Raw genomic sequence first — 11930 nt, forward strand, 5'->3', positions numbered from 1 at the left:
TTATTTTATCCACACAATATAAACCAAGACATCAAAGCGAAGTTTTAAATCCAATATACGTTTAAACGGTAATAGAACTCTTCCACTTCCAAACGGACTTGATATCCCAGTTGGGTCAGTTCTGCTGAAAGATGACGAATATCTTCTAAGGGTAAATGTTTTGGCAATACGGTAAATACCGCAGTATTTCCCTGTTTCGCACTCTCCTCAATTAGTGATGCTAAACGTAATTTATAGATTTCAATATCTAAATACGCTTGGTTGGACATAATTTTTGCCTGTTCGGCATTAATAAAAGCAGCCATCTTTTCCTCCAAATTCGCCCAAGTATTGACTATGAAACTAACGCAGATCAAAACAACGTATAACGTGATTTGGTAACACTGTGTAGCCATTCCTTAGAGAAATAACAATAAGAATCAAATCTATTTAAAAAGTCATCCACTACAACCCAAATTTTTCTGTTCACCAAACTCACTTACCGTTACAGAAAAAATAAATAAAGTTACCATCTATTTTATTTAAATAATAATTGTTATCATTTGCAATATTGTTTACTAAATACACCAACTCTCTTCTCATGAATAGCACCACTCAAATTGATGCCTTGGTTCATTCGGAAAAAGTCCGTCCGAAGCCTGCCAAAAAGAAGAAAGTCGACACACCACTTAGCTACCGTCTAATGGTGTTGTATCGATTTGCACTTGCGTTGCTCGGAGGTTATCTCCTTGCTGCGCTCTCTGCGTTAACCATTGCTAAAGTCTTTATTGCAAATCCTGTGAATGCGGCCATGAGCGCCACACTCATTGCATTTTGTCTTAACTGTGCTGCCTTTATTTGGGTCTTTATGGTTCCAAAAACCTTAAAAGCAACGCTCGGCATTGCTGTGCCATGTATTGCACTGTATGCCCTACTCAAATTTTTAGGATAGTTTTTCAATGCGTGTTGATCAAAAAGCGGAAGGACCGCGCCAATCCATGTCATGGTTGCATACATGGGCCAGTCTCATTTTAGGGTGGCTGCTGTATGCAATTTTTGTGACTGGAACCCTGAGTTTTTTCCAAAATGAAATTTCTACTTGGATGAAACCCGAAACACATCAATCTATCCCTGCGCAGTCTCAAGTGCAACAGATGCAGATCGCGCTCAACTATTTACAGAAAAACCACCCAGATGCAGGCAGTTGGAACATTCAGCTACCAAACTCACGACAAACCACAACTGAAGTGACTATTCGTGCCGTTGGTGAAGACCCTAAAGCACGTCGTGGTGGAACACGCATCACTTTAGACAGTGCGACTGGTGAAGTGATTGAACCACGAGATACGCGTGGTGGTGGGTTCCTGTACCGTTTCCATTTTGAATTGTACGGTTTACCCCGCCTGTGGACGCGTTGGTTGGTCGGGATTACCACCATGTTCATGTTGGTCGCAATTGTTAGCGGCATCATTACCCATAAAAAAATCTTTAAAGATTTCTTTACCTTTCGCTCTGGCAAAGGTCAGCGTTCATGGCTGGATGCACACAATGCAACCGCTGTTTTTGCATTGCCTTTTCATCTAATGATTACCTTTAGTGGCTTACTACTGCTCATGTTTATGTTCATGCCTTGGGGAATTAACCAAGCTTATGAAAATCGACAACAGTTTTTACGTGACCAACAGGCCAGCATGATTGAGCAGCTCCAAAAAGCTGAAGATCAGCAGCGCGAAGATCGAGGTCAACGCGAAGGTGAAAGAGCGGCTCGTGGAGAACGTGGACAGCAACGCGGTGAACATGCTCAAGGTCGTGGTGAGGAACGTCCACAACCCGAACTCCGCCCTGCCCCACTGACAGACTTAGCCCCAATTATGGCAGCGGTACAACAACAGTGGAAAGACAATCCAATTGCTTCAATTAACATTATTTCACCCAATACAGACCAAGCCAAAATTGAGTTACGTGCCTTGCGTGCTGAAAGCGTCGCACATCGCAATGTATATGCAACCATCAACTACAATGGGGTCACGGGTCAAGATGAAACGGATAAAAATATACGGATAAAAAACCCATCTATTCCAAGTGGCATCTATAACGTGGTCACCGTCTTACACGAAGCTCGCGGCGTCGATTTGGCTCTTCGTTGGTTGCTATTCTGTTCGGGTATTTTAGGTACGCTCATGGTCGCTACAGGTCTGATTCTTTGGTGTGTAAAACGCGCACCCCAACAGCAAAAAAAAGGCTATAAATCGTTTGGTTTCCGACTGGTTGAAGTCCTGAATATTGCAGCCATTATTGGTTTACCTTTGGCCTGCGCAGCATATTTTTATGCCAACCGTTTCATTCCAGCAGATGTAGAAATGCGTCTAAACTGGGAGATCCGTAGCTTCTTTACAGTATGGTTACTCACGCTAATTTATTCCATTTTCCGTACCCACCGCCAAGCATGGTTAGACTTACTTTTATTGGCAACACTCGCTTTCGCCCTGCTGCCAGTGGTCAACTTGATGACAGGCGGTCAAGCTTTGTGGAACAGCATTCCGCAAGGCCAATGGATGATTGCATCGGTTGACCTAGCCATGTGGGTAATGGCAGTGATTTTTTATTTCGCTTATGACAAAGTTAAAAAACATCAAGGTTTGCCGAATAAAAAAGTGAAAACACTTGTTCAGGAGGCCGAAGCATGATTTGGTTTCTGATCATTTGGACTTTAGCGACCTTAGGTTTTTTTGCACTTGCTAGCAGTATGTCTAAGCACCAAAAGCAAATCTTTGCTAAAGAACTGACACTTCAGCAAACACGCTTAGCAACCACTGTGGGTTGGTTACTGTTAATTGTTTCTTTGCTCATTTGCTTAACGCAAGGACATTGGAGTACCGAAATCAGTTATTGGATTGGCGTAATTAGCTTCGCTGCACTGTTTGTTGGATTTTGCTTAAGTTATTTTGAGCAAAAAATTAAGAATATCGCTGTTTCAGTTTTACTCTTATTTATATTCAGCCTAACTTTGCACCTGATCTGAACCTAAAAGCCAATCTTCGGATTGGCTTTTTCACTTGAAAGCATTAGGCTATCCACAGTTTAAATCTTTGGTTATTTGTATGCCTCAATCTCCTAAAATTCCTGCTGAATTGGTCAACCTCGCAACAACGGGTAATAGTGACGCTCAATTTGAACTTGCTGAACTGTATATGCAAAGTGAAAATGAAGATGAAATTACGCTTGCAGAAGAATGGGCACTCAAAGCAGCAGCATTGGGTCATGTGGAAGCCATGTATTGGCTAGGTGAAGGTTATGCTTTTTATGCCAAAGAACTTCGTGAAGAAGATCCAAGCGAAGCTGAAACCTACTTTGGACATGCACATCACTGGTTAAAACAGGCCGCTGAGCTGAAACACCCTACTGCAATATTAGAGTTAGCTGGTTTTTACCGTCGGGGCGATGTGGTTGAAAAAGATGTCGCTAAGTCAATTGAACTGGTACAACAAGCAGCGGAACTGGGTGAAGCTCAAGCCATGCGTGATTTGGCCTTCATTTATGAAAATGCATTAGGTATCGATGCAGATGAAGTAAAAGCCAAATACTGGCACGACCAGGCGAATGCCGCAGAACAAGAATAAACACAAGTCCTCCTTTGATGTCATGCCAGTTAGTGAATAAACTGACTGGCATTTTTTAAATTTCATTCGATGGGCCATAAGGTCATCCGCAACCTAAGCAAGGATAAAAGCAATGCTTTTATTTACAGCGTAAGACGAAGTAATCGCCTTTAAAATGAATTGTTTTTGCAACAAAAGGCGCTCTACATTCAGAACGTAAACAGATTTTTCGGATGACAAATGTTTTTGGTTCTTTCGCCGAAACAAAAGAACGCCCAAAAAATTGGACTTAAAACTTACGCACAAAAATAATATCTAAATCCTGCTTCGGCACAAAATTCTTTTCTGTCATTTGAAATTGTGTCGAACTGATCTTTTTCACCTGACCCTTCCAACAAAATGAAACCAGCTCATTCGGGTCACGCTCAATGGTCAGTTTAAAACTTTGAATAGGTTTCGCCCAATTTGCACCCGTTTTTAAGATATAGCCCAAGGCTTGATAAGGTGCATATTGCGACTTGGCCTTTTTCAAACCTGCTTTAAAGTTTTGATCCATACAATAGATCTTTTCATCTTCTTCTGGATATAAAGAGACCGAACCACCGACCAATGGCATGTATTCATGTTGTACATGGGTCAACGCATTGGCCTTAAACTTCTGCTGCCAACTATAAATAATTTGCGATTCCCAATAAATTTCATCATCCGCCTGATAGGGCTTTAAAAGCTGCTGCACTGTTTTGTCCTGACAACGATACAAACGCTGATTAAGCGTAGAGTCTTGTTGCAATAACCACGGATACGTCAAATCTCGATCGGAAAAACCACATTTTTTCAAACCTGCAGTCACATCGACGACGTCACCATTGGAATTGAAGTCTCCACTAGCTGTTAAAGCGGGTAAAAATGCACGCACATGCGTTTCTGGCTGAATCTTTTGTGCATTGGCTTGTACTTTAAAGCTTTGAATCAATTGTTCGGTATGCGCAAAATCGCTTTCACGCGAACTGCCCACACGCGGCAAGGGAAATAAAACAGTTTCCGTAATATCTTGATTTGTAAGATTTTTAAATTGGTAATTCACCCGAATGATGTTTTTACTGATAAACAAATCTTCACTTTGCATACTGATTTTTGGATTTTTCAGATATTGCACACCGCCTGTTGCCACAAAACCCGTACTGTCATTCGCACTAATCTGCATAGAAATGAACACGCATAGACCGAGGATCTTTTTCATTTAACGTCTTCTTTTCATGTTTATTGTGCTGTTTCCATGCGAGCGCTTGAATGATCAAGCACGATCACTTGTCGGCAGATGCCCTCAACTTGACGTTGCTGTTCAAATACAGATGCAAGCATCGCATCAAAACTGTCAAAGAAACAGATTTCCTGCTCATCTATAGAATAAACCAGTGAATGGTTTCCGATGCCTTCTAAAGTATCGTAATAGACAATGATAAATTTATTTTGCTCAAATGCCTGTTGAATTTGTTGGTAATTGATGGCCGCTAAAACTGGCAGTTTTAGTTGCTCAGCTTCTGCATAACTCAATTTTTCTTGTGCTTGAAGCTCTGGGTCTTCATCAGTATAAAATTGAACATCAAAGCCAAATTTCTTTAATCCGACTGCCAAGCCAATGGTTGTCGTTCCGTTTTCTGCATCATAACCACAGACCTCTATCAACTGTTCAATATCCGCATCGATATATAAATGCTGGAGTAGCATCCATACCGCATAAATACCGCCATTAGCTTCAAGGTTCATTAAGGATTCAGGGATATTCACGGCCATAACACAATTCAAAAAAGATGATTGTGTTGATAATAAACAAAACATCGTTGGAACTAAATCAATTTCCAAGTACAATACTTCGCTAGTCGAGGGATGCTGCGACTTTTTCACAGGCTGATTTTCAAAAACAGTAATGTGAAATCGCTAGGCTCGACGATCCGGTTCAAATCCTTTTTGAATCAACAACGGCATCCGCGAACTGAATGATCAATTTTTTATATTAGGAGATCGTGATGAACGCGGTTACTGCTTCATTTACAGATTACAAAGTTGCTGATATTTCACTCGCTGACTACGGCCGTAAAGAAATCAAACTTGCTGAAGCAGAAATGCCAGCACTTATGGGCCTACGTAAGCGTTATGCTGCTGCAAAACCACTTGCTGGTGCAAAAATCCTTGGTTGTATCCACATGACCATTCAAACTGCGGTTCTTATTGAAACCCTAGTTGAATTAGGCGCCGAAGTTCGTTGGACATCTTGTAACATCTTCTCTACTCAAGATCATGCTGCTGCAGCAATTGCGGCTTCAGGTGTACCTGTATTTGCTTGGAAAGGTGAAACAGAAGAAGAGTACATGTGGTGTTTAGAACAACAAATCAATGTAAATGGCACACCTTGGGATGCCAACATGATTTTGGATGATGGTGGTGATTTAACCCTCCTTGTTCATGAAAAATACCCTGAAGTAATTGCAAAAATTCACGGCGTAACTGAAGAAACGACTACAGGTGTTCAACGTCTGTATGAAATGCTTCGTGACGGTACTTTGAAAGTTCCTGCAATCAACGTCAACGATTCAGTAACTAAGTCTAAAAATGACAACAAATATGGTTGCCGCCACTCACTGAATGATGCCATCAAACGCGGTACGGATATGCTTTTATCTGGTCGTCGTGCGCTTGTGATCGGTTACGGTGACGTAGGTAAAGGTTCTGCTCAATCACTTCGTCAAGAAGGCATGATTGTACGTGTAACTGAAGTTGACCCTATCTGTGCAATGCAAGCATGCATGGACGGTTACGAAGTTGTATCTCCATACAAAAATGGCGTACAGACTGGTAAAAAAGAAGACATCAATGTTGACCTTCTTGAAAACACTGACCTGATCGTAACGACAACAGGTAACTACCACGTATGTGACGCTGCAATGCTTGATTCATTAAAAGCAGGTGCAGTGGTGTGTAACATCGGTCACTTCGACACTGAAATCGACACAAACTACTTACGTGGTTACAAGTGGGTTGAAGTGAAACCTCAAGTTCACCAAGTTTATCGTTCAGAAGATGAAAACAACTACTTGATCCTTCTTTCTGAAGGTCGCTTAGTTAACCTAGGTAATGCAACAGGTCACCCATCACGTATTATGGATGGTTCATTTGCCAACCAAGTACTAGGTCAAATGCACTTGTTCGCTGAAAAATTTGCGGATCTTGCTGAAGATCAAAAACAAGCGGCTATTCGCGTAGAACTACTTCCTAAGAAATTAGATGAAGAAGTTGCGGCAGCAATGGTTGCTGGTTTTGGCGGTGTGTTAACAACTTTGACTCAAGTACAAGCAGATTACTTAGGTGTTCAAGTTGAAGGCCCATTCAAGTCGGATGCTTATAAATACTAAGTTTTATATTTCCTCCTCATCCTAGCCTTCTCCCAGTGGGAGAAGGGACTTTTCATTATTAATTCAATTTATAGTGAAAGTCCCCTCTCCTGTAAAGCGGGTTTTAAGCACTGCTGTAAATCTACGCGCAAGAGAGGGCTCGGAAGAGGTCTAAATAAAAAGCATTTATAAAAAAGGATTTGAACATGTCGAAACACATTCCTATTTCTTTTGAGTTTTTCCCGACCAAAACGGATGCGGGCGCAGAAAAACTGAAAGTTGTACACCAAGAATTACAGCTGCTCAACCCAGAGTTTTTCTCAATTACCTATGGTGCAGGTGGTTCAACCCGTGAACGCACCTTAGCAGCCATTGCAGAATTTAATGGTAAAGGCACACCTGTTGCCCCTCACTTGTCTTGTATTGGTGATGACAAAGCACGTATTGCTGAGTTACTCGACATTTATAAAGATCAAGGCATTGACCGTATTGTGGCGCTGCGTGGTGACTTACCTTCAGGTCAAGTTGGCCTAGGGGAACTACCTTATGCTACGGATTTGGTACGTTTTATCCGTGAACATTCGGGCGATCATTTCAAAATTGAGGTTGCCGCTTATCCAGAAATGCACCCTCAAGCAGATAGTTTTGACCTAGACATTCAACGTTTTTGCGACAAAGCCAATGCAGGTGCGAATGCGGCACTGACTCAGTTCTTCTTTAATCCAGATGCCTACTTCTACTTTGTAGATCGCATTCAAAAAGAAGGCGTGAACATTCCAGTTGCACCAGGCATTATGCCAATTACCAATGCCAGCAACTTGATTCGCTTTGCAGATTGTACAGGCGCTGAGATTCCACGTTGGATTCGTAAACAACTTGCAACTTATGGTGACGATACTGCCAGCATCAAAGCCTTCGGTCATGAAGTGATTGTGAAGCTTTGTGAACGCCTGATTGCTGGTGGCGCACCGAGTTTGCACTTCTACACCATGAATACGACTGATCCTACCCGCCAGCTTGTACTAGACCTCGGTTTAGCATAAGCATTTAAACTAGATTCACCCTATTTGAGAGTAAAACCGAATGCCTCGTTTTTTTATGGAAGCAGAACTCAATGTTGATCACACTGTCGAACTGACTGAAACTGTGTTTCACCACTGGGTAAAAGTTTTGCGTGCTCAAGTCGGTGAAACGGCTACCTTGTTTAATGGACAAGGCGGCGAATATGAAGTGACCTTAAGTGACGTTGCTAAAAAGTCAGCATCAGTTCAGGTCACTGCTTTTAACCCAACCAATCGTACACCTGCGTTTAAAACTTTACTCGGTCAAGTCATGAGTAAAGGTGATCGTATGGACTATGTCATTCAAAAGGCAGTTGAATTAGGCGTTTCCGAAATTCAACTCTTAACGTCTGAACGTTGTGAAATGCGTTTGAAATATGACCGCGACCAAAAGAAGATTGATCATTGGCAAGGCATTGCTATCGCGGCATGCGAACAATGTGGCATGAACATTGTTCCTACCATCCATGCTCCAGTCAGCTTAGACAAATGGCTCGCATCCGAATTACCTGCGACTCGGCTTGTACTCGCCCCGAATAAAGAAAAAATCGACGTTTTGGCACATGCGACACCAAACATTGCACTACTCATTGGGCCTGAAGGTGGTTTAAGTGAGGCTGAAATTACAACAGCCAATGAGCACGGTTTTATTAACTGGTGTATTGGTGAGCGTGTATTACGAACTGAGACAGCACCAGTCGTCGCTTTGTCGATCCTCAACTACAATTTAGTGATTTAAATCACATAAACAGCCGAGTCACCCTTTTGTTCTGTTAATATATTGATTATGATGTACAACAATATTACCCTTGACTTATATCAAAATATAAATTGATTGTGTTTTACACAATGTATTTAAATTTGAAAAAAGACACAACACAACGCCATTGGGTCATAAAAAAAATAAGGTTTCGCGATTCATGCCAGATATTTCTACAGAAAATCTTGATCGGCACTTGCAGACTGCGCAAATATCGCATTCCATTAGCCATCTTCGTTTCCTCATCAGTAGTTTACTGATTCTTAATTTTTATATTTTCTGTGCATATCACTATAATTTTTCTCAAGATTCTTTTTATTTTAACCTGTGGTTCTTTGTTTCCGAGTTTATCCTCAGTATTTTTTGGCTCGTGAACACCGTGTATTTCAACCCACGAAATCACTCTGCCAAACATGCGCACCACTGGATTCAAGGCATCTGCTTAAGTATTGGTCTTTTGGTTGCAGCAGGCGTCGTCTGTATCTATTACTACTTACCCAGCCTATCTGGCAATTTTAACTATACAAATGCCCTACTCTTATCTGCACTTTTAGTGATTGTCACACAGACCGTTTGCCTCACCTATTTAACGCAACGAATCAGTTATTTTTGTTTGGTTTTTATTCCGTCTATCACCCCTTATGTCCTCTCGCAATTTATCAACTTCGATGCCAATCACACTCTTTTTCACCTCGCTGTGAACTTCATTCTGATTGTAATTTTGCTCTGTGCTAATGCCACCAACCGTATTAATCAGCACTTATCCCGTCTCTCAATTAAAAATAGAGAGCTAAAAAAAGAAGCTGAAAAACAAGTCGCTTGGACCGATGATTTATGCAAACAGCTACAAAACGAAGTGAATAAATCCAAAGAAATTGAACAACAGTTACAACTGAATAATCAATTGCTTGAGCAAAAAGTACGTGAACGAACCTTTGACGTAAATCAAATCAATAAAGACTTAAAAAATAAGCAAGAAAACCTATCGCTTGCCCATGAAATTTCAGGTATTCGTCCTTGGGATTGGAATATTAAAGATCGGCTCATTTCCCTGACCAATCATAAACAAGAAAAAGTACTTAAAAACTCCACAGAGCATCAACTTCAGCTTCAGTACCTAATTCATCCAAATGATATTGCCCCGTTTAAATCTGCAATGAAAAGTCATTTACGGGGTCATTCAGACCGCTATGAAGCCACTTACCGTGTGCAACACAATAACGGGAAATGGTACTGGGTACATGACACGGGACGCGTCATTGCTCGCGATCCAATCAATCAAAAACCGTTACAAATGGTCGGTATTCGACGCGATATTCAACATGAAAAAAGCAACCAAGAACGTCTTCGACTAGCAGCGAGCGTCCTTGAACAAGCTGAACAAGGGATTTTCATCTTAGATGAAGACCTGCGTTATATCGACGTAAATCCGTTCTTTGAACGTTTGGCTGGCTTTGAGGCTGCACAAATTAATGGCAAGCATCTGTTTGATATTGTTGCGAACTATAAGTCGCATCAACGCAGCACACATAACCAAATCATTGGGCAGCTCCTAAAAAAAGGAGAATACGATGGTGAACTTAATGAAAAGTTCCTGTCAGGCAAAGAGCTGTGTATTTGGATGCATCTAAATGCCATTACCGATGAGCAAGATCGTGTCACGCATTATATTGGTATCGTGTCCGATTTAACCGAGCGTAAATTACAAGAACAGCGTCTTTCCTATTTAGAAAATTACGATACGCTGACTGACTTACCCAACCGTTTTTACTATAACTATCAGCTTCATCAGTACTTGGTTTCTCAGCAAGACAGCATTAAACAACTGGCGATTATTCGACTCAATATTGACCGTTTCCGCCCATTGAATGAATTCTTAAGCAATAATGGCGGAGATGAACTGCTTCGCCAAGTTGCCCAGCGCCTTCGTTTAACCAATGCTGAAGCCTTGATGGTGGCTCACTTAAATGGTGACGATTTTGCAATTGTATATGAGGTCTCTCATATTCGCCCCTCCGTTCAGGAACACATTGATCGCATTAACAAAGCCTTTAGTCTGCCTTTTGATATTTTTGGTCAAGAGCACATTATTACGCTTTCAATGGGGATTTCGCAGTACCCTGAACATGGTCGTCAACTGGACTACTTAAACAACTGTGCAGAACAAGCACTGAGTGAAGCAAAACGTTTAGGTGGAAATGCGACCAAGTTCTACAGCTTGAGTAATACCGTTGCATTAGAAGAAGTAATTTATTTAGAGCGTGATTTAAGGCTAGCGATACAAAACAATGAGTTGGTGGTTTATTACCAACCCAAAATCAACTTTCACGATCAGAAAATTTATGGTTTTGAGGCTTTGGTACGCTGGAATCACCCAACCAAAGGCATCGTGCCGCCGGGTCTCTTCATTCCGATGGCAGAAAAAACTAGCTTGATTTCAGATATTGGCCGCATTGTAATTTTACAAACCGCTAAGCAAATCAAAGAATGGAATAAATTGGGTTTTGATAATATCTGTGTTTCGGTCAATGTGGTTGCCCAACAATTACAACGTGGACAGCTTTTAAAGGACTTAGATGAAGCCCTTGATCGATACAAAATCAGTGGCAGTAGCCTTGAATTAGAAATTACAGAATCCACTTTGGTTGAAAACTCGGAAGCGGTGAAGAACCTCCTTGAAACCATCAAATCGCGTGGCATTCATATTTCTTTAGATGACTTTGGTACAGGTTATTCATCACTGTCTTACCTAACTGACTTCCCAATCGATACTTTAAAAATTGATCGAAGCTTCATTTCAAAGATTGGACACTGCAAACAAGAAGCTATTGTGAGCGCCATGATTGCCATGGGGAAAGCCATGGGTATGACCGTGGTGGCGGAAGGAATTGAGACCGAACAACAACTAAGTTACCTACAAAACTTAGAATGTGATATCGCGCAAGGTTATTTATTTTCCAAACCTCTTCCGCAGCTCGATGCTACCCAATATTTAAGAGATCATCTCGACACACCCTCGTATACATACTTAATATAAATCAGACTGTTTTAGCTCTAAGTTTGCCTTAAAAAGCACCAGCTATCTCTGGGATATGCCAGCAACTAATGGTATATTCGGTCTTGTCTACCAAAAACTACCAGC

General features: G+C 41.3%; 11 protein-coding genes. 8 read left to right on the forward strand and 3 right to left on the reverse strand.

The features are described 5' to 3' along the window. Positions 1-44 precede the first annotated feature (44 nt). Complete coding sequence (locus tag F986_RS08185) at positions 45-305, reverse strand: hypothetical protein (RefSeq protein WP_004693932.1); 261 nt, start codon at positions 303-305, stop codon at positions 45-47. Positions 306-580: 275 nt separating this feature from the next. Between F986_RS08185 and F986_RS08190 the strand changes: the two genes are divergently transcribed. The 4 genes from F986_RS08190 (at position 581) to F986_RS08205 (ending at position 3599) form a co-directional block, all read left to right on the forward strand. Further along, a complete protein-coding gene (locus F986_RS08190) occupies positions 581-931 on the forward strand; it encodes a hypothetical protein (RefSeq protein ID WP_004693934.1) in 351 nt (116 codons plus the stop codon). A gap of 7 nt (positions 932-938) precedes the next feature. After that, complete coding sequence (locus F986_RS08195; protein ID WP_004693936.1) at positions 939-2666, forward strand: PepSY-associated TM helix domain-containing protein; 1728 nt, start codon at positions 939-941, stop codon at positions 2664-2666. Continuing rightward, complete coding sequence (locus tag F986_RS08200) at positions 2663-3001, forward strand: DUF3325 domain-containing protein (RefSeq protein ID WP_004693938.1); 339 nt, start codon at positions 2663-2665, stop codon at positions 2999-3001. The genes F986_RS08195 and F986_RS08200 overlap by 4 nt, the downstream gene beginning before the upstream one ends. A 79-nt stretch (positions 3002-3080) precedes the next feature. Further along, the gene (locus tag F986_RS08205) at positions 3081-3599 is read left to right on the forward strand and encodes a tetratricopeptide repeat protein (RefSeq protein ID WP_004693940.1); all 519 of its coding nucleotides are present in this window, start codon (positions 3081-3083) and stop codon (positions 3597-3599) included. 268 nt (positions 3600-3867) lie between these two features. On the opposite strand, the gene F986_RS08210 is transcribed toward F986_RS08205, so the two are convergent. Next, complete coding sequence (locus tag F986_RS08210; RefSeq protein WP_004693943.1) at positions 3868-4818, reverse strand: DUF4424 family protein; 951 nt, start codon at positions 4816-4818, stop codon at positions 3868-3870. 20 nt (positions 4819-4838) lie between these two features. Next, on the reverse strand, positions 4839-5372 hold the full coding sequence (locus F986_RS08215) for a cysteine peptidase family C39 domain-containing protein (protein WP_004693944.1): 534 nt from the start codon (positions 5370-5372) through the stop codon (positions 4839-4841). 233 nt (positions 5373-5605) lie between these two features. Between F986_RS08215 and ahcY the strand changes: the two genes are divergently transcribed. From ahcY to F986_RS08235, 4 genes are all read left to right on the forward strand, one after another. Next, positions 5606-6988, forward strand: coding sequence for an adenosylhomocysteinase (gene ahcY, locus F986_RS08220; protein ID WP_004693946.1), 1383 nt, complete (start codon positions 5606-5608; stop codon positions 6986-6988). 185 nt (positions 6989-7173) lie between these two features. Then, positions 7174-8010 carry a methylenetetrahydrofolate reductase [NAD(P)H] gene (gene metF, locus F986_RS08225; protein ID WP_004693947.1) on the forward strand — a complete coding sequence of 279 codons (837 nt, stop codon included), beginning with the start codon at positions 7174-7176 and terminating at the stop codon, positions 8008-8010. 40 nt (positions 8011-8050) lie between these two features. Continuing rightward, positions 8051-8767, forward strand: a complete 717-nt coding sequence (locus F986_RS08230; protein WP_004693949.1) for a 16S rRNA (uracil(1498)-N(3))-methyltransferase — start codon at positions 8051-8053, stop codon at positions 8765-8767. A 181-nt stretch (positions 8768-8948) separates the two neighbouring features. Beyond that, the gene (locus F986_RS08235) at positions 8949-11825 is read left to right on the forward strand and encodes a bifunctional diguanylate cyclase/phosphodiesterase (RefSeq protein ID WP_004693951.1); all 2877 of its coding nucleotides are present in this window, start codon (positions 8949-8951) and stop codon (positions 11823-11825) included. The last annotated feature ends 105 nt before the right edge of the window (positions 11826-11930 follow it).

Origin of the sequence: Acinetobacter johnsonii CIP 64.6 (genome assembly GCF_000368045.1) — a bacterium.
Classification (GTDB): domain Bacteria; phylum Pseudomonadota; class Gammaproteobacteria; order Pseudomonadales; family Moraxellaceae; genus Acinetobacter; species Acinetobacter johnsonii.